This is a genomic window from Streptomyces sp. GL_148, assembly GCF_057834205.1.
The window spans coordinates 1,811,260-1,835,763 of sequence record NZ_CM174396.1 but is presented as its reverse complement, the minus strand read 5'-3'; the positions used below and the strand labels follow the sequence as shown (position 1 = coordinate 1,835,763).

Annotated in this window: 18 protein-coding genes and 1 pseudogene; 9 read left to right on the top strand and 10 right to left on the bottom strand. The window is 71.6% G+C overall.

All coding sequences use genetic code 11. The features are described from left to right. Positions 1 to 61: 61 nt before the first annotated feature. Complete coding sequence (locus tag AC3IYI_RS08400) at positions 62 to 1,750, bottom strand: MFS transporter (RefSeq protein WP_489409582.1); 1,689 nt, start codon at positions 1,748 to 1,750, stop codon at positions 62 to 64. Between the two features lie 241 nt (positions 1,751 to 1,991). Between AC3IYI_RS08400 and AC3IYI_RS08395 the strand changes: the two genes are divergently transcribed. Then, on the top strand, positions 1,992 to 3,107 hold the full coding sequence (locus AC3IYI_RS08395; protein WP_489409581.1) for a glycosyltransferase family 39 protein: 1,116 nt from the start codon (positions 1,992 to 1,994) through the stop codon (positions 3,105 to 3,107). Between the two features lie 260 nt (positions 3,108 to 3,367). Then, positions 3,368 to 4,516, top strand: a complete 1,149-nt coding sequence (locus tag AC3IYI_RS08390; RefSeq protein WP_489409580.1) for a phosphatase PAP2 family protein — start codon at positions 3,368 to 3,370, stop codon at positions 4,514 to 4,516. Between the two features lie 327 nt (positions 4,517 to 4,843). Here the strand turns inward: AC3IYI_RS08390 and AC3IYI_RS08385 are convergent, their stop codons facing one another. Continuing rightward, the gene (locus AC3IYI_RS08385; RefSeq protein WP_489409579.1) at positions 4,844 to 5,836 is read right to left on the bottom strand and encodes a helix-turn-helix transcriptional regulator; all 993 of its coding nucleotides are present in this window, start codon (positions 5,834 to 5,836) and stop codon (positions 4,844 to 4,846) included. Between the two features lie 184 nt (positions 5,837 to 6,020). On the opposite strand from AC3IYI_RS08385, the gene AC3IYI_RS08380 reads away from it, so the two are divergent. After that, the gene (locus AC3IYI_RS08380; protein ID WP_489409578.1) at positions 6,021 to 7,190 is read left to right on the top strand and encodes an acyl-CoA dehydrogenase family protein; all 1,170 of its coding nucleotides are present in this window, start codon (positions 6,021 to 6,023) and stop codon (positions 7,188 to 7,190) included. Positions 7,191 to 7,256: 66 nt separating this feature from the next. On the opposite strand, the gene AC3IYI_RS08375 is transcribed toward AC3IYI_RS08380, so the two are convergent. Further along, positions 7,257 to 7,709 (bottom strand): cell division protein SepF, encoded by a 453-nt coding sequence (locus tag AC3IYI_RS08375; RefSeq protein ID WP_243340959.1) that lies wholly within the window; start codon positions 7,707 to 7,709, stop codon positions 7,257 to 7,259. 283 nt (positions 7,710 to 7,992) lie between these two features. Here AC3IYI_RS08375 and AC3IYI_RS08370 point away from each other — a divergent pair, with 283 nt between their 5' ends. The 4 genes and pseudogenes from AC3IYI_RS08370 (at position 7,993) to AC3IYI_RS08355 (ending at position 11,965) form a co-directional block, all read left to right on the top strand. Further along, a complete protein-coding gene (locus tag AC3IYI_RS08370) occupies positions 7,993 to 9,138 on the top strand; it encodes a DUF5685 family protein (protein ID WP_489409577.1) in 1,146 nt (381 codons plus the stop codon). A 378-nt stretch (positions 9,139 to 9,516) separates the two neighbouring features. Beyond that, complete coding sequence (locus AC3IYI_RS08365; protein WP_489409576.1) at positions 9,517 to 10,401, top strand: S1 family peptidase; 885 nt, start codon at positions 9,517 to 9,519, stop codon at positions 10,399 to 10,401. Between the two features lie 325 nt (positions 10,402 to 10,726). After that, positions 10,727 to 10,932: pseudogene (locus AC3IYI_RS08360) on the top strand (DUF1684 domain-containing protein); the annotation flags it as partial. A 208-nt stretch (positions 10,933 to 11,140) separates the two neighbouring features. After that, a complete protein-coding gene (locus AC3IYI_RS08355; protein WP_489411473.1) occupies positions 11,141 to 11,965 on the top strand; it encodes a S1 family peptidase in 825 nt (274 codons plus the stop codon). 15 nt (positions 11,966 to 11,980) lie between these two features. Here AC3IYI_RS08355 and AC3IYI_RS08350 read toward each other — a convergent pair whose 3' ends face one another. Beyond that, complete coding sequence (locus tag AC3IYI_RS08350) at positions 11,981 to 13,117, bottom strand: hypothetical protein (protein WP_489409575.1); 1,137 nt, start codon at positions 13,115 to 13,117, stop codon at positions 11,981 to 11,983. Positions 13,118 to 13,452: 335 nt separating this feature from the next. Between AC3IYI_RS08350 and AC3IYI_RS08345 the strand changes: the two genes are divergently transcribed. Further along, positions 13,453 to 13,605 carry a hypothetical protein gene (locus tag AC3IYI_RS08345; RefSeq protein ID WP_489409574.1) on the top strand — a complete coding sequence of 51 codons (153 nt, stop codon included), beginning with the start codon at positions 13,453 to 13,455 and terminating at the stop codon, positions 13,603 to 13,605. A 287-nt stretch (positions 13,606 to 13,892) separates the two neighbouring features. Further along, on the top strand, positions 13,893 to 14,372 hold the full coding sequence (locus AC3IYI_RS08340) for a hypothetical protein (protein ID WP_489409573.1): 480 nt from the start codon (positions 13,893 to 13,895) through the stop codon (positions 14,370 to 14,372). A gap of 25 nt (positions 14,373 to 14,397) precedes the next feature. Here the strand turns inward: AC3IYI_RS08340 and AC3IYI_RS08335 are convergent, their stop codons facing one another. The 6 genes from AC3IYI_RS08335 to fxsA form a co-directional block, all read right to left on the bottom strand. Beyond that, positions 14,398 to 15,294, bottom strand: coding sequence for a DUF4231 domain-containing protein (locus AC3IYI_RS08335; RefSeq protein ID WP_489409572.1), 897 nt, complete (start codon positions 15,292 to 15,294; stop codon positions 14,398 to 14,400). Positions 15,295 to 15,396: 102 nt separating this feature from the next. Further along, positions 15,397 to 19,416: an FxSxx-COOH system tetratricopeptide repeat protein gene (fxsT, locus tag AC3IYI_RS08330; RefSeq protein WP_489409571.1), complete on the bottom strand. Its 4,020-nt coding sequence runs from the start codon at positions 19,414 to 19,416 to the stop codon at positions 15,397 to 15,399. After that, entirely contained in the window at positions 19,400 to 20,830 is a 1,431-nt protein-coding gene (locus AC3IYI_RS08325) for a TIR-like protein FxsC (protein WP_489411472.1), read from the bottom strand. The genes fxsT and AC3IYI_RS08325 overlap by 17 nt, the downstream gene beginning before the upstream one ends. Positions 20,831 to 20,873: 43 nt before the next feature. After that, positions 20,874 to 21,620 (bottom strand): AAC(3) family N-acetyltransferase, encoded by a 747-nt coding sequence (locus tag AC3IYI_RS08320; protein WP_489409570.1) that lies wholly within the window; start codon positions 21,618 to 21,620, stop codon positions 20,874 to 20,876. Positions 21,621 to 21,724: 104 nt separating this feature from the next. Continuing rightward, positions 21,725 to 23,932, bottom strand: a complete 2,208-nt coding sequence (fxsBH, locus tag AC3IYI_RS08315) for a radical SAM/SPASM protein FxsBH, inactivated beta-hydroxylase extension form (protein ID WP_489409569.1) — start codon at positions 23,930 to 23,932, stop codon at positions 21,725 to 21,727. Between the two features lie 390 nt (positions 23,933 to 24,322). Further along, the gene (fxsA, locus tag AC3IYI_RS08310) at positions 24,323 to 24,487 is read right to left on the bottom strand and encodes an FxSxx-COOH cyclophane-containing RiPP peptide (RefSeq protein ID WP_489409568.1); all 165 of its coding nucleotides are present in this window, start codon (positions 24,485 to 24,487) and stop codon (positions 24,323 to 24,325) included. Positions 24,488 to 24,504: the final 17 nt, after the last annotated feature.

The following is a 24,504-nucleotide window of genomic DNA, read 5'->3' as shown; positions in this document are numbered from 1 at the left end:
CCTCGCCGGCGTTTGAGGCGCGGGGGTCCGGGGGCTGGCACCTGGCAACGGACCTACGGGGTCAGGCCGGGTGGCCGAGGGCCGGGTCGTGGTCGGGGGTGGGTTGGGACGGGATGCGGGCTGTGGTCGGGGTCGGCCCGGGGCCCGGCTGGGCGGGGAGGCGGACCTGGGACGGCTCGGAGTCCGCGCACTCCATCGTGCGCGGGAGCTTCAGGGCCATCGCCGCGCCCGCCAGCAGCAGCGCCGCGCTCACCAGCAGCGTGACGTGCAGTCCGTGGACGAAGGAGTGCCGGGCGGCCGAGAACAGGGACTCGCCCGCCGGTCCGCCGAGCCGCGCCGCGATCTGGTAGGCCTCGCCCAGCGAGTGCGAGGCGCCGGCGGAGTCGGCCGCCGACACCCCCGGAACCACCGCCAGGCCGGGCGCGTAGGCCGCGTTCATCACGCTGCCCAGCAGGGCGATGCCCATCCCCGCGCCGAGCTGGTAGGAGGTCTCCCCGATCGAGGCGGCGCCGCCGGCCGTCGCGGCCGGAGCCTCGCTCAGCATGGACTCGTAGGCCGCGAAGAGGGTGGTCTGGAGGCCGAAGCCGAGCAGGACGAAGCCGACCGTCAGCAGGACCGGCCGGTCGTGCTGTCCCATGAAGGTCAGCAGCAGCACCGCGCCGGCGGTCAGTACGAAGCCCAGCGAGACCATCCTGCGCGGCCCGGTCCGGGCCAGCGTGTAGGAGCCGGTTGCGCCCGCCGCCATCGCGGCGAAGGTGAGCGGCAGCAGGCGCAGCCCGGTCTCGAGCGGGCTCAGGTGCAGCACGAGCTGGAGGTACTGGACGGCGATCAGTTCGAGTCCGACCAGCGCCAGCATGGCCAGCACGATGCAGCCCACGGAGGTGGTGAAGGCCGGCCGCGAGAACATCCGCATGTCGATCAGCGGGTGCGCGCGGCGCTTCTGACGCCGTACGAAGAGCACCAGCAGCCCGGCCCCGATCAGGAGCGGGACCAGTGCCTGCGGGTCGGCGAGATGGCGCTCCGCGCCCAGCCGCTTGACCCCGAGGACCGCGCCGAGCACGCCGCCGGCGGCCATGAGCGCGCCGAGCACGTCCCAGGGGCCGCCGGAGGTGCCCTTCGACTCGGGCAGCAGCCACCGGCCCAGCGGCAGGATCATGATCATGAGCGGGATGTTGATGAGGAAGACCGAGCCCCACCAGAAGTGCTGGACCAGGAAACCGCCGAGCACCGGACCACTGGCCGCGCCGATGGCGGCCACGGCGGTCCAGATGCCGATGGCGAGGGCCCGCTCGCGCCGGTCGGGGAAGACCTGGCGCAGGATCGACAGGGTGGCCGGCATGATCATCGCGCCGCCGACGCCCAGCAGGGCGCGGGCCGCGATCAGGACCTGGGCGTTGTCGGCGAGGGCGGCCAGGGCCGAGGCCGCGCCGAAGAGCCCGTAGCCCAGGAGCAGGACGCGGCGGCGGCCCACGCGGTCACCGAGGGTGCCGAAGAGGATGAGGAGGGCGGCGCACACGAGCGGGTAGGCGTCGACGATCCACAGCAGCTCCATCGGACCGGGCCGCAGGTCTTCGGTGACGGAGGGAACGGCGACGTGCAGGATCGTCGCGTCGAGCGCGACGAGCACCAGGCTCACGCAGAGGACCGCGAGCACGGCCCAGCGGTTGGCCCCGCCGCAGGCCGCGCCGAGTCGCCGCAGTCGCTGCCAGGGGGAAGGGTTCCTGTCGCCGGTCACGTTCGTCCCCGACATGCATGTACCTCCCAGGTGATCCCTCGCACTCGGCGGACCAGCGTCTTTCGGGGCCACGGATGGGGAGGGTGGCGTCCTACGGGGTCCGGCGTCGACATGCGAGTGAAGAGTCAGCGTACGCGAGTTCGGCCGTCCGACACGTGGTCAAGCTCTCATCCCGCCGCCGGCTGCGCTGTGGTGTGCGCCACTCGCCCACCTCGGCCCTCCTCTCCGGGCGGGGCCGCCCCGGACCTCGATAATCATGCCCGTGAAGGATCTTGGATTTCGTCGGGCCGCGCCCGCTCTGGCCGTGTTCGTGGCGGTGCGGCTGCTGGGGCTGACCGTGCTCGCGGTGTGGGGGGCGGTGGCGGGCAGCAGCGCGCACACCCTGCTCTCGGCCCGCTGGGACTCCCTCTGGTACGCCCGGATCGCCGCCGAGGGGTACGGGTACGAGGTGGCGCTCCCGAACGGCGACGTCCACTCCAACCTGGCCTTCTTCCCGCTGCTGCCCTGGCTGGAGCGGCTGGTCTCGGCCGTCACCGGGCTCGGCCACGGATCCGCGGGCCTGGTGGTGTCGGCGCTCGCCGGGCTCGCCGCGGCCTGGGGGATCTTCGCGGTCGCCGAGTTCCTGCACGGCCGCCGGGCCGGGGTGTTCGCCGTCGCGGTCTGGGCCGCGCTGCCCGTCGGGATCGTCCAGTCCATGGCGTACAGCGAGTCGCTGTTCACCGCGCTGGCCGCCTGGAGCCTCTACGGGGTCCTGCGCGGGCACTGGCTCACCGCCGGCCTGCTCGCGGCCGGGGCGGGGCTGACCCGCCCGGTCGGAGCCGCCGTGGTCGCGGCGGTGTGGGTGGCCGCCGCCCTGGCCCTGCGCGGCCGGGAGCGTTCCTGGCGGCCGGTGGCGGGGGCGCTGTTGGCCCCGCTCGGCGCCGCGGCGTACGTGCTGTGGGTGGGCGCGCGCACCGGCGGCGGCCCGACCGGGTACCTCGACGTGCAGGGCGGCTGGGGCAACGGCTTCGACGGCGGCCGGGCGTTCGCCCGGTTCATCGGGGAGCGGCTGGCCTCGCCGGCCTTCCCCGCGGGGATCGGGCTGATCGCCGGGGTCGCGCTGGTGCTGTGGCTGTACGCGCTCTGCGTGCGGCGGCGCCAGCCCCTGCCGCTGCTGGTGTACGCCGGGATCGTGGTGGCGCTGGCCCTGTGCGCCTCCGGGTACTTCGGCTCCAAGCCCCGGCTGTTGCTGCCCGCCTTCCCGCTCGTGTTCCCGCCGGCGGTGGCGCTGGCCCGGTGGCGGACGGGCCGGGCGGCCGCGGTCCTGGGCGCGGCGGCCGCCGCCTCGGCCGCGTACGGGGCCTTCTGGCTGAACGGTTCGGGGCCGCCGTAGGCCGCCCGGGGACGGTCCCGGTGGCCCGAGATCACGGAATGGAGCGTTCCACTCCATCTTTGGGCAAAGCAATTGGCCGGGGCCGATAAATGCGGCATAAGTGTGCAAGAAATAAGCCGGAGGAAGGGATCTCCTCCGCTCCAACCAAAGGCTGAATGTCGGGAATTAAGTCCCGCGTGAGACCAACTCCACATCACATGGTCATCACAAAGCGTGCGATTCGACCGGGCGGCCCATCGGCGCGCGGTAACGTCGATTGAGTGCGTACCGACCAAATCCTGCCCAGACTGGAGCGGGTGTTCGCCCGGCTGGACCGGGAACCAGAGCGACCGGCTCATCTGCAAACACCGGGGATGAGCCGGCACCGCGTCGTGCTCCTCGGCGCGAGCCTCGCCTTCTACCTGGTGATCGTCGTCGCGGTCCTGACCACGTCCTGGCTCGTCCGCCTCGACTGGCAGATCATGTTCTTCCGGCCGTACGAGCAGTGGCCGCAGCTCCACGCCTTCCTCGACTACCTCGTCGTCCTGGGCCAGCGCGGCCCCACCGCGGTCATGGTCGCCGCCTGGCTCGGCTGGCGGTCCTGGCGGCAGCACACCCTCCGCCCGCTGATCACCCTCGGCGTCGCGCTGCTGCTGCTCAACATCACCGTGGGCGCCGTCAAACTCGGCCTGGGCAGGCTCGGTCCGCACTACGCCACCGAGATCGGCTCCGCCGAGCTCTTCGCCGGCGGCGATATATTTCCTTCCGGCCACACCGCCAACGCCGTGGTGACCTGGGGAATCCTGGCCTACCTGGCGTCCACGGTGGTCACCCGACGGGTGCTCTCCCTGGTCTCCGCCGTGGTCTCCCTGAGCGTCGGCGCCACCACCGTCTACCTCGGCACCCACTGGGTCAGCGACGTCCTGCTCGGCTGGCTCGCCGGCCTGCTCGTGCTGCTGGCGCTGCCGTGGTTCGAGCCGTTCATCGCCTGGGTCGAGGCCTACGTCTTCGACGTGCGCGCACGGCTGCGCAGCCTCGTGGAGGCCGGGCAGGTGCCCGAGGCCCTCACCGGGCCGCTCGTGCCGCTGCTCTCGGCCGGAGGCAAGTGGCAGCTCCAACGGACCGCCGCCGAGCCGTCCGAGCGGCCGACGGTGCAGCCCGTGCCGTCCGTGCAGCCCGTGGTCGTCCTGCGGCGGCCCGAGCCCGCCGAGCCCGCGCAGGTCCCGGTCCCGGCGTCGGCTTCCGCCTCCGCTTCCGCCCAGGCCGTGGGGCACCAGCCGGCCGCCCGGCCCGCCGTCCACCTCTCGGGCCGTCCGCACCTGATCCGTTCCGAGCGGACCCCGCTCACCCCGGGGGGCAGTCGCCGCCCGGCCCACGCCGACCGCGCCCCGGGGCGCGGCGCGGCGCCCCACCCGGCCACCGGCGGCTGAGCCGGACGGTACGCACCCCTTCGGCTCGCGCACACCACGGCGGGCCCCGGTCGACGACCGGGGCCCGCCGTGGTGTTTCGGGGTCCGCCGCCGGGCGTCCCGGCCGGAGGCGGTCACGGAAGGGCCCGCAACGTCAGCGGCGCGCCCGGACGTTCCTCCATACCGGGTCACGCTTGTGTCACGGATTGTCGACAGTCTCCCACGGGGGAGTTTGTCTGGACCTTTTATTTCCCGTCCCGCGACACGCCCGGGGGGAATTCTGTTTCGAATTCCTCCGGAACTCCCCGGAATTGTGGCCGGAGTGCGCTCCGGCCCCCCTCCGCTTCCTTACAAATCCTTCACTTCTCCGGCTGGTTCACGCGGTTCCAGGGACCTGTCGAGCCGATCTCGAGCGGCCCGGATCCGGTCCGTCAGTTCAGCCGGTTCGACGACCTCGAACTCACACCCGATCAGCATGATGTGAATGACCATGACATCGAGGTTGACCGCCCCGGTGCGCAGGATGCAGCTCTGCTCGTCGAGCGGCTCCAGGGTCCCGTCGGCCGGTCCGACGATCCGCGCCGCCTCCTGCGCGGGCACCCGCAGCCGGACGACCGCGCGCGCCGCGTACACCCGTTGGGAGATGCCCCGGGAGACGTACGCGGCGAGGTCCTCGGCGGGCGGCGGGCGCGGGGTGAAGCGCGGACCGTGCGGGGGCCTGGGCTCGATCCGGTCCACCCTGAAGGTCCGCCAGTCCTCCTTGTCCAGATCCCAGGCGACGAGGTACCAGCGGCGCTCGCTGCACACCAGCCGGTGCGGCTCGACGGTCCTGCGGGTGACGGTGCCCCCGTGGTCCCGGTACCCGAAGCGCAGCCGCTCGGCGTCGCGGCAGACGCCGGCCAGTTCGGTGAGCACGGAGGAGTCGACCGTGGACGCTCCCGCACCGCGGAGCATGGGCACGGTGAACCGGTTCAGCGCGGACACCCGGGCCCGCAGCCGCGACGGCAGCACCTGTTCCAGCTTCGCCAGCGCCCGTACCGAGGCCTCGCCGATGCCCTCCACGCCGTTCCCGGCGGCGGTGCGCAGCCCCACGGCCACGGCGACGGCCTCGTCGTCGTCGAGCAGGAGCGGCGGCAGTTCGGCACCGGCCCCCAACTGGTACCCGCCGCCGGTGCCCGGACTGGCGTTCACCGGGTAACCGAGCTCCCGCAGCCGGTCCACGTCCCGGCGCACGGTCCGCGGCGTGACGCCGAGCCGGCCGGCCAGGTCGGCCCCGGTCCATTCCCGGTGGGCCTGCAACAGGGACAACAGGCGCAGCAGTCGCGCGGAAGTATCAAGCATGTCCGCAGTCTGCCCCGCGGGACCGGGACGGCAGGACCCGCACCCGGGACGGCAGGACCCGGGACCGGGGCCACAGGACCGCGGCCACAGGACCGGGGTCACACCCGAAGCGGGTGGACCGCGGACCGGCGGGGCGACAAACTTGCGGCGCTAGGTTTTGAGATCCGGCCTGCCAGGAGGCGCAGTGTCCTTCGTTCCCACCGACCCGCTCGGGCTCGACGAACTCCTCACGCCCGAGGACCTCGCGATCCGGGACACCGTCCGCGGCTGGGCCGCCGACCGGGTCCTGCCGCACATCGCCGAGTGGTACGAGAACGGCGAACTGCCCGGGATCCGGGAGATCGCCAAGGAGCTCGGCGCCCTCGGGGCGCTCGGCATGTCGCTCGAGGGGTACGGCTGCGCGGGCGCGAGCGCCGTCCAGTACGGGCTCGCCTGCCTGGAACTGGAGGCCGCCGACTCCGGAATCCGCTCGCTGGTCTCCGTACAGGGCTCCCTCGCGATGTACGCGATCTGGAAGTACGGCTCCGAGGAGCAGAAGCAGCGGTGGCTGCCCGGCATGGCCGCAGGAGAGCTCATCGGCTGCTTCGGGCTGACCGAGCCGGACGTCGGGTCGGATCCCGGCGCGATGCGCACCCACGCCAAGCGGGACGGCTCCGACTGGGTGCTCAGCGGCCGCAAGATGTGGATCACCAACGGCTCGGTGGCCGCCGTGGCCGTCGTCTGGGCGCAGACCGAGGAGGGGATCCGCGGGTTCGCCGTCCCCACGGACAGCGCAGGCTTCTCCGCCCCGGAGATCAAGCACAAGTGGTCCCTGCGCGCCTCGGTGACCAGCGAGCTGATCCTGGACGACGTACGGCTGCCCGCCGACTCGGTGCTTCCGGGCGTCACCGGGCTCAAGGGGCCGCTCGGCTGTCTCAGCCACGCGCGGTACGGGATCGTCTGGGGATCCATGGGCGCGGCGCGCGCCAGCTTCGAGTCGGCGCTGGACTACTCGAAGACGCGCGAGCAGTTCGGCAGGCCCATCGGCGGCTTCCAGCTCACGCAGGCCAAGCTCGCGGACATGGCGCTGGAGCTCCACAAGGGGATCCTGCTCGCCCACCACCTGGGCCGCCGGATGGACGCGGGGACCCTGCGGCCGGAGCAGATCAGCTTCGGCAAGCTCAACAACGTCCGCGAGGCCATCGAGATCTGTCGCACCGCGCGGACCATCCTCGGTGCCAACGGGATCTCTCTCGAATACCCCGTCATGCGGCACGCCACCAACCTCGAATCGGTCCTCACCTACGAGGGCACCGTCGAGATGCACCAACTCGTGCTGGGCAAGGCGCTCACCGGGCTCGACGCCTTCCGCTAGGCCGGGTGCGGCCACAGGATGCCGGGAGGGCCGGAAGGAACCGGAGGCGGCCGGTGAAGGCCTTGCTCAGCTCTGGTTGAAGAAGTCGCGCGAGCGGCCGCCGGGCTCGCCGCTCACGATCTGGGTGTCGGCCGGGGTCAGCAGGAAGACCCTGGTCGCCACCCGCTCGATCGAGCCGCGCAGACCGAAGGTCAGACCGGCCGCGAAGTCGACCACGCGCTTCGCGTCGCCCGGGTCCATCGAGGACAGGTTCACGATGACCGGGACACCGTCGCGGAACAGCTCGCCGATGCCGCGGGCGTCGCGGAAACCGTCCGGGGTGACCGTCGCGATGCGGCGGCCCTGATCGACGGCGGACTCCGACGCCACCTTGACGCGCGGGTCCGTGACCCACTGCTCGCCGGGGCCGACCACCGAACCCCCCTGCGGGGCCTCCGCGTAGTCGTCGTCGTAGTAACGCTCGTCGTCGCTGTCCTCTACGAGACCCAGCCAGGCACTCGCCTTGCGCACCGAACCCATGGACGCCTCCTTTCATCGCGGTCAGTTCTGTCTTCTCTTCCGCGTCCCTATCGTCGTCCATGATGCTGACAACGCGCCAAGTGGATAGTCGCCGCGCAGGGGTTTCGTGACGGTACTGGTGCAGAACATCCGTTGCACGGTCAAGGATCCCGGCGGGTACCGCTGCTGACTGAGTGAAAATACGACCAGTGCGGCCGTACGGGTGAGCGATGAGGGCGTACGGGTGACGCGCGGTCTCGCTACGATGCCCGTCGAGCACGCGCAAGCACACGGGGGAATCGTTTTGTTCGGCATCGTCAGACCCTGCACGCACCGCCTCGGGGAACGGTTCAAGGCGGAGTGGATGGCCCATCTCTGCGGACTGTGCCTGGCACTTCGGGGGGATCACGGCCAGTTCGCGAGGATCGTGACCAACTATGACGGGCTGCTCGTCTCCGTCCTGACGGAGGCTCAGTCCGGACCCGCCCCGGGCTCCCGGCGCACTGCCGGACCCTGTCCACTGCGCGGGATGCGTACCGCCGCCGTGGCCAACGGCGAGGGGGCGCGGCTCGCGGCCGCCGTGTCGCTCGTCCTGGCCTCCGCGAAGGTGCGCGACCACGTGGCCGACCGGGACGGCCTGTTGGCCCGCGCGCCGATCGCCCTCGCGGCGCGCCGGGTGGCCCGGGGCTGGGACCGGGCGGGCGCCCGTACCGGGGCCTCGCTCGGCTTCGACACGGCCGTGCTCGTCGACGCCGTGGACCGGCAGGCGGGCATCGAGACCCTGGCCGGAGCCGGCACTCCGGTGCTCGTGGTGACCGAGCCGACCGAGACCGCCACGGCCGCCGCCTTCGCCCATACCGCGACCCTCGCCGGGCGGCCAGGCAACGCTCCCGCGCTCGCCGAGGCGGGACGCTACTTCGGGCGGCTCGCGCACCTGCTGGACGCCGTCGAGGACCAGGCGGCGGACGCGGCGGCGGGTGCCTGGAACCCGCTGACCGCCACCGGGACCCCCCGGACCGAGGCGCGCAGGCTGTGCGACGACGCCCTGCGGGGCATCCGGCTGGCGCTGCGGGAGGTGGAGTTCGCCGACGCGGGGCTCGCCCACCGGCTGCTCGTGCACGAGCTGCGCACCTCGGTGGACCGGGCCTTCGGGACGGCAGGCTGCGCCCACACGGCGACGGGCCCGGCCCCCGAGGGCTCCTTCGGCCCGCCCCCGGTGGACTTCGGCCCGCCGCCGCCCCCGCTCAAGCCCCGCCGCGGCCTGCTCGCGGGCTGCGCCGTGGCCGTCGGGCTGTTCTGCACCTGCCAGCTGTGCTGCACGGACCACGAGGGTCCGTGGTCCCGCAAGAAGAGGGACGCGTGGTGCGACAACTGTGACTGCGGTCCGAACTGCAACTGTGACTGCGGCGGGTGCGGCGACTGCTGCTGCTGTCCCTGCGACGGCTGCTGAGGACGTGCGGGCTCCGCTTCGGCTCCGGCTTGGCCGCGACTTGGTTCCGGGTTGGTCCGGGCTTGGCCCGACCCTTCGCACCGACGATCCGGCAGGGTGATTTCCAGCCGTTCCGGGAATCGGTGCGCAACGGGTGACGGCATGGCTTGGGCTGCGGCAAGGGAGTGCCTCGGCCGCGCCGGTCGATCATGAGCGGACAGTGGCTGGAAATTGCCCTTGCCCCGCGTGTCTGGCGATGGAAATCCTTCGATAGCATTTACGGGGTTTGTCAGGGGCACGGCGAACGACGATCTTGTCGGCCGTGGTTCCTGGTGACTGCACAAGCTCGGGCATCGCACCATCTGCACCGGGCTTCGATTCCCTTCGGGAGGACAATAAGTGACGAACAAGCGCAACTTCCGTTCCCGGCTCATCGCCGTGGCCGCCGGTCTGACCGCCGTGGCCACCATCGCGGTTCCCGCGTCGGCGTCCGAGGCCCCGAGCGGCGGCAGCGTCAACGCCGAGCGCCTCGCGGCGGTGGAGGCCTCGCTCCTGCGGGCCGACGTCGCCGGCACCGCCTGGGGCACGGACCCGGCCACGGGGGCCCTCGTGGTCACCGCGGACTCCACCGTCTCGGACGCGAACATAGAGAAGATCAAGAAGGAGGCCGGGGCGAACGCCTCGGCGGTGCGCATCGAGCGGACCCACGGCAAGCTGTCGAAGCTGATCACCGGCGGCAGCGGCATCTGGACCTCCCAGTGGCGCTGCTCCGCGGGCTTCAACGTGCGCAACGGCAGCACGTACTACATCGTGACCGCGGGCCACTGCACCGAGGGCAGCACCAACTGGTACGCCAACGCGACGAGGTCGACCTGGATCGGCCCGAAGCGTGGCTCCAGCTTCCCGGTCAACGACTACGGTCTGGTCCGTTACGACAACAAGGGCCTCTCGCACCCCGGCCGTGTGGGCAGCCAGGACATCACCAGTGCCGCCAGCGCCACCGTCGGCATGTACGCCAAGCGTCGCGGCAACACCACCGGTACCCACAGCGGCAAGGTGACCGGCCTGAACTACACCGTGAACTACGGCAACGGTGAGGTCGTCTACGGTCTGATCCGGACCAACATCTGCGCCGAGCCCGGCGACAGCGGCGGCCCGCTGTACTCGGGCACCCGCGCCCTCGGCCTCACCTCCGGCGGCAACGGCAACTGCACCACGGGCGGTACCACCTACTTCCAGCCCGTCAAGGAAGCCCTCAGCCGCTATGGCGTGAGCGTCTACTAGGCCCTAAGCCCTAGGCTCACATGGCGTGAGCGTCTGCTGAACCGACGCGCACACCGCTGCATCCCTGGACCTCCTCCCGCTCGCCGGGGGGAGGTCCTTTGCGTCCGGGTGTGCGTGCGTTCGTGGTGCTTCGTGAGCCTTCCGGTTTCGGGCCGGGCCGGTGTGGAAGGGTTGAGCGGCATGAGCGCAGAAGATCCGGCCACGGCCTGGAAGCAATGGCGCGAGCGTCGGGTGGCCACCGTGTCCGCCCCCTACGGGCCGCTCGCGCTGGACGGCACTTCCTCTGGCCGGCCGACCACCCGGAAGGTCGAATTCCGGCCGTTCCTCCCCGGCCGCCGACGGCTCCGTCGCCGTGGACCTCAACCGGTCCAGCTCCCGCGGTGCGCCTTCGCGGACCACTTCCTCTGCCCCTTCCCGCCTCCGCCGGACGGAGTCCGGCGCAGCGGCGCGAAGCCCGGGATGCCCGCCAGGGCCGAGTGGTGCGAGTGCCGCGTCAATAAGGGAGCGGCGGCTGAAAGGCGCCCTTGCTAGCGGTATCCGACACCAGGAGACTCCCGTCAGCGTCTCTCGGGGCTTGTCAGGGGCACGTCGAACGGTATCCCGTTCCGCCGTGCCCCAGGCCGCCCTCCACGGGCTCCGGCACCACCCACCTCGCCGGGCCTCCGAACCCCACTCGGGAGGACGACAAGTGACGATCAAGAGCATCATCCGTTCCAGGCTCTTCGCCGTGGCCACCGGCATGGCCGCGGTGGCCGCCCTCGCGGCGCCCACCGCCGCGCACGCCGACGGCGGCTTCAGCGCCGACCGGCTCGCCTCCGCCGGCGCCTCGGTCCTGCGCGCCGACGTCGCCGGTACCGCCTGGCACACCGACCCCGCCACCGGCACCCTCGTGGTCACCGCCGACTCCACGGTCTCGGCGGCCTCGATCGCCAAGATCCGCAGCGAGGCCGGAGCGAACGCGGCCGCCCTGCGCATCGAACGCACACCGGGCAAGCTCACGAAGCTGGTTTCCGGAGGCGACGCCATCTACGCCACCGGCTGGCGCTGTTCCGCCGGCTTCAACGTGCGCAGCGGAACCACCTACTACATCCTCACCGCCGGACACTGCACCGACGGCGCGGGCACCTGGTGGACCAACTCCGCCCGCACCACCGTCATCGGCCCGACCGTGGGCTCCAGCTTCCCGAACAACGACTACGGCCTGATCCGCTACGACAACACCTCCCTCAGCCACCCCGGCACCGTCGGCAGCCAGGACATCACCAGCGCCGTCAACGCCACCACCGGCATGTCCGTCACCCGGCGCGGCTCCACCACCGGCATCCACAGCGGCTCGGTGACCGGGCTCAACGCCACCGTGAACTACGGCGGCGGCGACATCGTCTACGGCATGATCCGGACCAACGTCTGCGCCGAGCCCGGTGACAGCGGCGGTCCGCTCTACTCGGGCACCCGCGCGGTCGGCCTCACCTCCGGCGGCAGCGGCAACTGCTCCTCGGGCGGCACCACGTTCTTCCAGCCCGTCGTCGAGGCGCTCAACGCGTACGGCGTGAGCGTGTACTAAGACTTGATCCGCAGTTCACCCGAGGGTGAGCTGCGGGTTGCGGCCGGGGCGGTGTCCGGGCTTTCCGGCGTGGTCACGCACGGGGCGTGGCTCATCCGGGGTTGCTCGGGACCGCCGTCCGGCGGTTCGGGGAGCAGAGGTCCCACGGCGTTGCCGTGGGACTGCCGCATGACCAGCACCACGAGGCGTGGTGGTCTGGCTCGGTGCGGTTGACTCCCGCAGGGCTTCTTCCAGCCCATCTGCGAAGGTGATCTGTGCGTTCCGGGACGCCGTGGTGTCCAGGTACGCGGTCTTGGGGTCGTCCACATCGGTGAAGCGGACGAAGGAGGCCAGGGCGGCGGATAAGAGGTCTCGCTTTCCGGCGAGTCCGCACGCGATGCACTTGTGCTCGCGGTCCCGCAGGGTCTTGGTCACACGCTTGCCGCACAGACAGTGCTGTGACAGCGCGGTGGACCAGCTGGAGGCCCGCACGAGGCGGCCGCCCGCAGCATGGCACTCACCCTCAAGGGCCGTGATGAGCAGGCCGGGGGTGGTCTGGGACAGGCGCTTGCCCCACAGCCGGTACCAGGTGCGGATGTCGCAGTCCTCCACCACCAGCGTGGGGCCGTGGGCTGCGATGATCTGCCGGGCGACCTGGCGGGCACGGAAGCGGCGGTGCTCTGCCATCGAGGCGGCGTGTTCGGTGAGGCGGGCACGCTGTTCCCGGTAGTTCACCGACAGCCGGTCGCGGCGGAACGCTTGCTTCGGCACCCCATCGACGCGGGCAGCGCGGGCACCGCCGGGAACGGTGACGGTCTTGGGCGTCAGGCCCTTGGACGCCCGGCGCTCGGCGTGTCGGGCCTGCTTCTTCGACAGTCCGTACTGTGCCGTGTTGGTGGCCCGGCGGGAGCGCTCCAAAGCCCGGGCACGACCGCGCCGCTTCTTCGCTTCCCGCTCCAGCAGCGCTCGTTCCTCGGGGGTGAGGGTGATCTCGATGGAGGCCGGGGCGCCGTCGGCGGGGTCAAGACTGGCAGGGAAAGAGGCGACGGAGACGTTGGAGACGTTGCCGTCCACGCCGCCGATCCGGCCCAGTGCGGCCGCCTGCTCGCGCATGGCTCGTACGGCGGGGGCGGTGTAGCCGGGGCCGAGGATCATCAGGTGCGCTTCGTACACCCAGCCACCCGGCGCAGTGGCTTTGCGGCGTCGTACGGGTGCAGTCGTGCCAGCGGCCCGTCTTGGGGCGGCCGAAGCGGTGGCCGGTGGCGTCGGGGAACAGGTGGCGCTGGACGCCGTTCCACACCTCATCAGCCATGTGCATGGCCAGGGCCTTCGAGGCGTGATGCTTCAAGTGCCCAGACGCTTCGAGATGCTTGTACGCGCACCTTTCCAGGGCCTCACGGGACAGGCCGAGGCGCTGCCGTACGGCCTTCGCGCCGTCGCGGTCGCGCTTGTGCTTCGCGGCCCAGTAGGCATCGACCTTGGCGCGGGCATCGCGTTGGGCGGCGCGCTTGATCGACCACATTGCCCCGAACAGCTTCTCCAGCCGGGCGAGGTCGCCGGGGTCGGTGACGGCCAGCGGCAGCACCATCACCGACACCTGCCCGTCGTCGGGCTTCTTCCACTTCGGGGCCTTGTTCTTCCCCCGGAACCTGCGCGTCTGAGCAGCCCACACCTCTGTCACCCCCCGTCACAGATTTGCCGACTGTCGGCACGCTACGCGACTACTGGCTAACTCCTTGTAGAGCACTGCGAGCCCTGGGTGCTCATGCTCGCCCGCCGCGTACTCCTCGCGGCCATCACTTGGCGCACCAGCCTGACTCACCGACAGTTCGCCTGAATTACGGAACAAGTCCCGGACCCGTGCGCCCCCACCGAACCCCTGGACGTCCTCCCGCCTTCTGGGAGGATGTCCAGGGCGTTCGTGTCCACGGGGGGAGCGGGTTTCCGCATGAAGCGAATCGGCGTGACCGGGCACCGGTCGATTCCGGACGAGCTGCTCGGCCATGTGGAGGACGGCCTGCGGGCCGTACTCGGGGGCCACGAGGGGCCGTTGGAGGCCCTCTCCAGCCTCGCCGAGGGAGCGGACCAGCTCTTCGCCGCCATCGCGCTGGAATACGGCGCGGACCTCACCGTGGTCATCCCCAGCGGGGACTACGAGGAGGGCTTCGAGGACACCGGATCGCTGGACCGGTACCTGGGGCTCAAGCGCCGGGCCTTCCAGGAGGTCCGGATGGACTTCGCCCGCTCCACCGACGAGGCCTACTACGCGGCCGGCACCTACATCGCCGACTCCTGCGACCGGCTCGTCGCCGTCTGGGACGGCCTGCCCGCCCGCGGGCACGGCGGCACCGCCGAGATCGTCGCCTACGCCCGCGCGCTCGGGAAGCCCGTCACCGTGATCTGGCGCGAGGGCGTGGCCCGGGACTGAATCCGGGCCGCGCCCTCGCCGGCCGTCAACTGCTGTGCCGGGCCAGCCAGTCCGTGTGCTGCGGGGACACGTACCGCTCGGTCTCGTAGACCGAGGTCGGCCACTGCGTCTCGGTGATCGTGGTCTGCATCACGACCATCATCGCGGAGAGGTCCTGCTCGATCAGGGTGTGCGCCTCGATCAGCGGGTGGTGGCGCCGCACCTCGTTCCAGGCGATGCCGGCCGTCGCCGCCGCGCTCAGCAGCCCGGTCAGCGCCGGCCCCGGCCCCGAACCGAACGCCCCGAAGAGGGCGAACAGAAGCGCCAGCAGGGTCAGCAGCACGATCGACCACGACCACAGGGCCGTCGCGCGCCGGGACACCTCCGTCTTGCGCTGGTACCAGTTGCGCTGCTCGATCAGCCGGTCACGGACGTACGTCTCCCTGCGGACCTGGTAGTCCAGCCCCCGCAGCCGGAACATCGCACCGGTGATCTCCCCGCCCTCCGGCACCAGCCCGGCGGTCCGCGGATCCTCCCAGCCCATCTTCCGCAGCTCGTTCAGCCCCGCCTCCAGCCGGGTCCGGTACGCCTCCTCGACGCCCGGGACATCGCTGCCGAAGGGAGCGCCGTGGACGGCGTACCGCCAGGCCAGCGACTTGATGAACTCCGCGGCGCTGCGGTTCAGCTGCCACTGCGGGCGGGCCCGGCGCCGGGTGGCCCGTAGGCCCACGCCCAGCACCCCGGCGTAGGCCAGCACGCTGAGGAGCCCGGACAGGTACGCGGAGCCGAGCTTCGGCCCCTCGGGCAGGGCGGCGATCACGGCGGCCACGACGAGCAGCATCAGCTGGACGCGGGTGGCCTGGGTGGACTCCCGCTGCCGGGAGATCGCCGCCTGGTCGGTGTGGTGGAAGAGGGCCGGCAGGTCCTCGTTGCGAAAGGTCATGCTGTCACTCACAGCGAACCCCCCAGTCTGCTGGTTCAGCGTTCTGCGTCTATCGGGAGGGGAGGTGCGGGGGCGGCTCCCGGCGGGAGCCGCCCCCGCGGATCACACCGCCAGCGGCTCCAGGTCCCGGTGGACCCGGCGCTCGTCGCGGGCGTACCGCGTCAGCCCGTGGTCCTCGCCGAGGAGCCGGGTCAGCTCGGCCACCGACTCGGCCCGTACCCGGTTCGCCTCCTCCTTGCGGCCCATCATGTCCAGGCTGACCGCCATGTTGGAGGAGCTCGCCAGGGTCTCCGGGTGGTGTACGCCCAGCGCCTCGCGCAGCCGCATCACCGCGAGCCGCTCCAGCTCCAGGGCGCCCTCCGGATCGCCCAGGTCGGCCCGGGCGTTGGCCAGGTTGAGGTTGGCGAAGATGGTGTGCGGGTGGTTGTCGCCCAGCACCTCGCGCATGTGGTGGATGGTCTGGCGCAGCATCGGATCGGCGGTCTCCGCCGCCCCCGTGCCCCAGTGGAACACCGCGAGGTTGTTGACCGCGGCCAGGGTGTAGGGGTGCCGCTCGCCCGGCACCTTCACGTACTCGTCGACCACCTCCTGGGCCAGGTCCCGCGCCCCGCCCGGGTCCCCGGTCGCGAACAGGTCCGCGGCCAGGTTCAGTTCGCAGGCCAGGAGGTCCGGGTTGACCGAGGTGTACTTGGCCCGGTACCGGTTGCGGGTCGCCGTCGTCAGCCGCAGCGCGTCCTCCACGTCGCCCGCCCTGCGCAGCGAGACCGCCAGGTTCTTGGCCGCCGACAGGGTGCCGGGGAAGGCCCGGCCCAGGGTCCGCTTGTAGATCTCGTACGTCCGGCTCAGCAGCTGCACCGAGTCGTCGTACCGGCCCACCTCGCGCAGGTCGCGCGCCAGGTTCTGCGCCGAGGACAGGGTGTACGGGTGGTCCGTGCCCAGCACCTCGGTGCGCCGGTCGAAGACCTCCTGGTCGATCTCCCTGGCCCGCGCGTACTGCCCGATCATGCGCAGGTTCAGCGCGAGGTTGTTCGCGGCGGCCAGGGTCCGCGGGTGGGCCTCGTGGAAGATCTGCCCGAAGCCCTCGTGCGCGGCGTTGGCCAGCTCCATCGCCTCCCCGTAGCGGCCGAGCGCGCCCAGGTCCATCGCCAGACCACTGGTGGTCATGTACGTGTGCGGGTGCGAGACGCCCAGCGCCGCCTGCTGGCGCTCCAGCGTGCCCTCGTCCAGTTCCATCGCCTCCACGAACCGGCCCTGCGAGCGCAGGATGTTGGAGAGGTGGAAGCGCAGGTACAGGTACTGCAGGTCGTCGCCGCCCAGCGTCTCGCGCCAGGTTTCGCGCAGCTCCTCGCCCAGTGCGTACGCGGCCTTGAAGTCGCCGCGCTTCCAGAGGTACCGCACGCGGTCGATCAGCAGCCGGCGGGTCTCCGGCTCCTTGCAGAAACGGGCCTCGGAGGGGGTCAGGTGCGGCCAGATGGTGTTGAACCGCGGCCAGGTCTCCGGGTTGTCTATCGGCTCGTCGTCGTCCGGCCGGGCGCCCGCCAGGATCCGGTGCACCGCGTGCCGGGCCTCGCGCTGCTCCTCCTCGGAGAGCTGCGCCCGGATCACGGCCTGCACCAGGCGGTGCACCTGGATGCTGTTGCTGACCTGGTCGACCTTGGCGAGCGCGAACCGGCCGATCTCCCGGATCACGCGGCCCAGGACGAGCTTCTCCTGGAGGGAGGAGTCGTACGGCTTGAGGGCGTCGATCATCTCCTTGCTGTACAGCAGGTTCGCCGAGATCGGCTCGGGCGCGAAGAAGGCGCACAGCTGGAGCAGCCGCACCGCCGCGGGGGAGCGGGACTGGAGCCGCTCTATGGAGACGTTCCAGGTGGCGGCCACCGGCTCCGGGTAGCCGGGCGGCTGGTTCAGGGCCAGTACGCGGGCGGCCTGCTGGGCCAGCTGCTCGATGTACGCGGACACCGGGGTCGCGGTCTCCGCGATCCAGGCGCCCGCCTGCTCGACGGCCAGCGGCAGGTCGCCGACCGCGACGGCCACCTGCTCGGCGTCCTCCTTGCTCAGCCCGGGGGCCCGGCGCTGGAGGTGCTCGATGGACTCCTCGCGCAGGAACACGTCCACCGGGAGGGCGTCGCCGTACTGGGACCAGGACTGGTTGCGGGAGGTGACCAGCACGTGCCCCGGGCCGCCCGGCGGGAAGTACCGCTTGAGCGTCTCGGGATCGTCGGCGTTGTCGAAGACCAGCAGCCAGCGCGAGGAGGGAACCCCGCGCCGCAGCAGGTCGATCGCCTCCTGGGAGGCGGCCGACATGTCCTCGCCGGTCTGCGCGCCCAGGCGTACGGCCAGTTCCGCGAGGGCGGCGACCACGTCGTCGGTCTGCTCCGCGGAGATCCACCACACCAGGTCGTAGTCGGCCATGAACCGGTGCACGTACTCCAGCGCCACCTGGGTCTTGCCGACGCCGCCGAGCCCGAACAGGGTCTGGGGCTGCGGCAGCACCACGGATATGCCGCCGCCGAGCTGGTCGCGCATCCGCTCCAGCACGATGGAGCGGCCGGTGAAACCGGGGTTGCGGGGCGGCGCGTTCCAGATCTTCGGGACCGTCCCCGGGAAGCGGGGGCCGGGCGCGGAGGCGCTGGCCACGGTGTCGGGCAGGGCCATCGGCCGTTCCACCGCGCGCAGCAGCGCGGTCGTGGCGTGCACCTCGTCGAGGCGGAACAGGTCCACCGGATTGCGGTCGATGTACGGGGTGGACAGGCGTACGTCGCCCACCCGCAGCGGCACCAGCTGGCGCCGGCCCCCGGTCGGGTCCTCGGCGGCGGCCCGCTCCCACACGTCCACCGCGCGGGCGGACTTGAGGTAGGCGCTGGAGAGCAGCACCACGGTCCGGGCGGCGGTGTCGACGCTGATCCCCGTACCGCCAAGCGTGTCCCCGCCGGCGGCGGCCGGGGTCCGTTCGGCGGAGACGTCCCGGGGGACGACCCGGAAGCCGGCCCGGGTGAGCACCGATTCGATCCAGTCGGCCCACATGCGGTTCTCGGCGACGTAGGAGAGGAAGAGGTCCGCGGGCAGGGCGGGACGGCGCCGGGTGAAGGCGTCCCGGATGCGCAGGCGCACCTCCTCGCCGATGGCGGGCATCGAGGTGACGTCGCCCTCGGTGACGACCGTGGTGAGCCGTTCGAAGGCGGAGAGCAGGGAGTTGGTGAGCCCTGCCTCGTCCCCGAAGGTGGCCAGGGTCTCCTCGTAGGCATAGTAGGGGCGGTACGGGATCTCCACCGCGCCCCAGTACGAGGTGAGGTCGTCCCCGATCAGCCCGTTGGGGAAGCGGTCGAACTTGATCCGGGCCAGGGCGCGGCCGGCGTCGGCCTTCTCCTTCTCTCCCTCGTCGATGCGCATCGGGACGGGGTAGATCTTGATGCCGCGGTCGTTGAAGCGCTCGTCGATCTGCCGGGCCACGGAGGCCGCGCCGTCGATGGACTGGTCGGACAGGGTGAAGCAGTCGACCAGGACGTCGGGCAGGTGGACCGTGCAGATGTCGGCTATGTCGGAGAGGCCGGTGCGGCTGTCGATCAGGACGTAGTCGTAGTTCCGCTTCATGTCCGCCCGTAAGGCGTCGAAGAAGAGCCCGCCGCCGAGGCGGTCGTAGAAGTTGTCCCAGTCGAAGGTGGAGACGGTCGCGGAGTACTCGCGGTTCTGCCGGCCCGCCGAGACGAAGTCGAGGGTCCCGCCGTCGGGGAACTCCCAGCCGAGGTTCTCGGGGGTGAGCGAGACGGCGTGCGGCTGGATCCGCGCGTAGTCCTTGTGCCAGTCGTCGGCGCGCTGCACCGGGCTGGTGGCCGCCCACGCGTACTCGCTGATCAGGTCGATGACACCGGTGGTGGCGCCGAGGGTGGAGGGGTCCAGGAACGGGTGGAAGAAGCGGTGCAGGCCGGGAGCCTCCAGGTCCCAGTCCACGGCGAGGACCCGCTTGCCGTTGGCCGCGAGGATCCAGGCGGTGTTGGCCAGCGCCATCGTGCGGCCCGTGCCGCCCTTGTACGAGTAGAAGGTGACGATGCGCCCCTCGCGGTGCTCGTCACGGCTGTGGAGCTGGTTGCTGTCACGACTCTGGCTGTCACGACTCGATGTCATCCGCGTCCCCCCGGTCGTTGTCGGTGTTGTTTTCGGGCCTGCCGGGCCTGCCGGGCCCGGTGTACCCGTCGCCCGTATCGCCCACGGTGGGCGGGAAGGGGGCGGGCGGTGGTCCCGGCGGTCCGTTCATCCCCATGGGACCGAGCAGCCGGGGCCGTTCGGCGCCGGCCACGGGGCTGCCGGCCGGGGGGTAGACCTGGGCGTGTCTGAGGAACTGCTGGGCGGCGGCCTCCACCACCTGCGGCAGGATCTGCCCGAGCGTCTCCATGTTGGCCACGCCGTTGGCGGCGGCCCGGCAGGCGGCCCGGCCCTGGCTCATCTTGACGGGCATGGTGTCCTCGAGCCGGTGGGCCAACTCGCTCTCCTTCGCGCGGCTCTGGTGGTCGTACCGGTTCCACGGCACGACCACGTTGATCCACGGCCGGGACTCCTGGTCGAAGGCGGCCAGGCGCTGGCGGCGCTGCTCGTCCTCGACCGCCCACCGGTCCACGATGAGGATCTCGGGCCGGGTCGGCGGCTGTTTGGAGTCGAAGTGCCCGGCCTCGTCGTCGAACGACCCCACCGTCGTCTGGTAGTTGAGGTTGCGGACCAGGTCCTCGGCCACGTAGGCGATGGGCCGCTGGGAGACCGGGTGGTACGGGTTCCAGTCCAGCGCGCTGTCCCCGTAGTACTCGGGGCTGCGGCCCTCGGGCAGATCGTGCCGGGAGGCGGCGGCCACGGTGACGTGCAGCGTGCGGGCCGTGCTGCTGTGGGCGCCGCCCGGGGAACCGAAGGCGCTGGGCACCAGTCGGTAGTCGAGGGGCCGGATCGGATCGAGCCGGACGGTCTCGGCGACCCGGACGATCCTTTTGGCGAGTTCGTACACGGCGCTCTCGTACTGCTCGGCGTAGCCCCGCAGTTTGATCAGTCCGTAGAGCCCGTCGGTGACGTACCGCTCGCCGAAGGTGTTGTGGTTGAACTGCAACCGCTCGGCCGGAAGCGGTAGTTGGGAGGGCGGCACCGGTACCCATAACGCGGGCACGATGGCATCGGCCGGCTGGTTGCTGAGCGCCACGTGGTGGATGGTGCGCTGCGCGAAGGCGAACCACTCCTTGCCGCACATTTCGCTGGCGAAGTAGCGCGGCGAGAACAGGGGGACGAAGACCCGGCAGGTGGCGAGCGCCGCCCCGAGCCGTTCCGACCAGCCCTCACCGCTGCGTATCTCCCGGTCCATGAAGCCGGCCTCGGCTCCCGCGGGCAGATTCGTCAGCGCCATGACATGGCTGCAGAGATCGCGGAAAAGCCGCTCCACCCACATGTCCGGGTCCGGTCCTCCCGCCCCGAACCTCGGTGTATGCGCATAACTGAGAAAAAAGTACGGCTGCACTGATGCGGGCACACGACCCCCGTCCCGAAGATGCGAGCGAAGAAACATCATTCCGGAGCTGCTCCGCCACATCCCCTCATCGTTCAGTCAATCAGCGTCTGTTTTCGGTCATCCATTCAAGCGCGTGATCGACGGCATGCGGAAGGGCGAAGAGCATGGTCGATGCCCCGCCGATCCTCCCCCGGCGTATCCGGTCTTCCGGGAACGCCCTGCCGATCTCGGCGAAATCGCTGTCATCCAGCGCGATGTCCTCGTACGCGGTCCACCCTTCCCCCTCGGGCCTCGCGGGCTGCCGCCCCGGAAGGCCCGGATGCTTCACCTTCACCACACACTCGTACATGCGCAAGGGGGGCTTCGGAATTCGATACTCCGCGAGATGAAAAGCGGTACAGACGGAGAATCCCACATTGATCATGAGTACCTCCCATCCCTTGCCGCACATCTTTCCCAGGGGTGATTCCTCGCCCAAATGGCTGGTCAGCGGATGTTCCGCACACAGTTCCCGGGCCCCTGCGCCGACCGCGGCGAAAGAGGTCTGCGGATGCCCGCTGCGCACCGCTCCCGGGGCGGTGCGCACCGCCTCGGCGAGGACCCCCATGCCGTGGCTCGGGGTGCACGCCGGGTCGAAGGCGGGCATCCGCGCGCGGAAGTCCCGTACGCCCTCCTCGGAGAGGCCCGCGATCCGCGCCAGGTGCGCGGTGGAGGTCTTGGAGTTCTGCGGGGTGAAGGCGGGCGCCGCGAGGGTGCCGCGCGGCCCGACGGCGGCGAGCAGGGCGTCGCGCAGCTCCTCGGCGCGCAGGCCCGTGCCGCCGAGCGAGGCGTGCACCAGCAGGCGCATGCCGGGGCGGACGCCGAGCGCGTGGAGGGGGCCGGCGGGACCGGCCGGGCCGCCGGCGGCGGGGCGGGGGAGCCGGCCGGCTTCCCCGGGGCCCGGCGGGCCGGTCATGCGTCGACCGCCTTCAGTTCCCAGCGGAGCTGCTCCACGAGCCGCTTTCCGGTGATCGTCAGCTCCGCCGCCCCCGACAGCCGGTCCAGGGCCCGGTTGATGCGGTCCAGCCCGCCCGGCTCCGCGGCGTCGGTCGCCCGCCGGTAGGCCTCCACGGCCACCCGCTCGTGGACGTCGGCCAGCAGCCGGGACACCGGGACCGGGCGCTCCCGCCAGGGCGAGGGGTGCTGCCACTCCCCGTCCAGCGCGTACAGGTCGGCCACCTCGGTCAGCGCTTGGAGCCCGGCCCGCCGCCGCCCGGTCAGCAGCGCGAGCGCGGTCTGTGCCACCCCGGCCGCGTACGGCACTCCGAGCGCGCCCGGACCGTGCCGCCCGGCCTCGCCCCAGCCGCCGGCCCGGGGACCGCCCGCGAGCGGGGTCAGCGTGGTCAGCCCGGTGGCGGCCGCCCGCGCGAACTCGGGCACCGAGGCGTGCAGCAGCGCCCACGCCGCGTCGAGGCGCTCCCGCCACTCCTCGGCCTCCCCGGCGCCGAGCCGCAGCCGGGGCGGGCGGGCGAAGCAGTTGCGGTGCGGATCCAGGTCCTCCAGCGCCACCGGGGCCTCGCCCGGCCCCGGCGACCAGGTGCGTACGGGCTGCCAGCGCGCGTCACCCGCCGCGGGGCCGAAGCGGTGCTCGGGGCGGCCCTCCTCGCGGACGGCGTACCCCCCGTCGGTGGCGTGCAGCGTGGCCCGGCCGTCCGTGCCGGGATCGCCCAGGCGCAGCAGGCCGAGCGTCGGCAGGTACACCTCGCCGTCCCGGTAGACGACCTCGGCGGGCAGGTCGAGCCCGCCGCGCAGGACGGCGGCCGCGGCCAGCGCGGTCAGCCGGCGGGCCGCCTGCGGGGCATCGGGGCGCTCCTGCGCCGTGGGGTCGAGGCAGGCCATGACCCAGGTCCGGGTGAAGGGGTGGGCCAGTACGGCGTCCAGCGCGTCCGCGCCGGCCTGCCCGGCCCGCTCCACGGCGCCCAGCACCCGCCAGGCCCGCTCCCAGTCGGAATCACCCGTCCGGCGGTCGTTCAAGAGGGCGAGCAGGTCCCGGGTGAGCTGCTCCTGGGAGCCGGCCAGCTCGGTGGGGTCGGACAGTTCCGGCGCGCTCGCGCGGGTGCTCGTACGCCCCTCCACGCCGTCGACCAGCTCGCGCAGGTCGGTGCAGTAGACCGAGGGGTTGTCGAAATCGCCGATGGCTTCCGAGCCGGAGAGGTCCTCGGGACCGGCCTTGTAGCGGTGCGTGTAGAGCCCGCCTCCGCACGAACGTACGACGGGGCAGCGACGGCACGTGTCGCTGACGCCGGCCAGGCCCAATTGCCGGGCGCGGACCCCGGGATGGGACGCGACCAGGTCGAAGGCGTGGTCGAAGACGTTGAACCCGGTGGCGGCGGCCCCCTCGAAGGCGCTCTTCAGGGAGTCGACCTGCTCCAGGTTCCCGTCGGTTTCCACCACGACGAGATCGGTGGGCGCGAGGCCGAGGGACTCGGTGAGGCTTGGGCCGCCGGCCAGGGTGGAGAACAGCGAGTCGAAGAGCCGTACGGGGACCGGACGGCCGAGGCGCTCCCAGTGGTCGAAGACCCGCAGCAGCCAGCGCGCGTAGGTGTCGGGGGCCTCGTCGGGGCGGACCGGGGGGGTCTGCCAGGTGGCGTGCGGGAGGAGGAAGTCCACGCGCGGCGGGGCCAGTTCGACGAGGGCGTCGAGGACGGCCACGGGATCGTTGGCCACGTCGATGGTGCAGAGCAGGCCCTGGTAGAGGTGGCGGTAGGGCTCGGTGCGCAGGAGGTCCACGGCGGCCAGGACCAGGGGGTGGCTGGTGCGTCCGTCGGCGAAGCGGCGGTGGCGGTCGTTGGCCGCGCGGTCCCCGTCGAGGGAGACGCTGACGCTGACGCAGAACTCCGCGAAGAGGTCCAGGTAACGGCGGCTGAGCTGAAGGCCGTTGGTGTGCATGCGCAGGTCGAGGGCGGCGACGCCGTCGAGGGCGCGGGTGAATTCCTCGCACACGAGCCGGAGGCGGGCGGTGCCCGCGAGAAGCGGTTCCCCTCCGTGAAGGATGACCGTGACGGAGGGGAGTGCGTGTGCTCTTGCGTGTTCAGCGAGCCGCGACGCGGTCTGGGAGATCACCTCGGGGGAGATCACCTTCGGCCGCGCGCGCCAGCTCTGATCTGCGTGTTCGTACACATAGCAATGATCACAAGCAAGATCGCATCTGCTGTGAACTTTCAGGACGATCTCGCGAAAAGCGATCAGACCGGTCATTCCACCAGTCTAAGACTTGATCCGTTATTCCTGTGGGGGATGACGGATTGCAGCCGGGGCGGTTCCTGGGCTGTCCGGCGTGGTCGCCCGGGGGCGGCTCATCCGGGGTCGCTCAGGGCGCTGGTCCGGCGTTCGGGGAGCAGAGGCACAGTTCAGCTGTTGTGCTGCCGCGTGATCCGTACCGGCAAGCCGGGGACGGACACGATGCGGTTGACTCCCACAGGGCGTCTTCTCGCCCTATCCCTTGCGGGACTTGCCGATCGTACCGGAAATGCGGGACGCCTCTTAGCGCATAGAGCGCGGACTTCGGGGTCAGAGTGCGGAGTTGAAGATCGGCGCCTGAACCTTCCGGCCGGATTCCGTCGGGAGGACGCGACCCAGGGTCGCGGCCGCGCGCGCACCGCGGACATCGATCCGGTCGAGCGGGACGCGGGTGGCCGTGACGGTGCTGGCCGGGTGGGTTGCGGAGGTGTTCATGACGCCGTCCTCGGGGA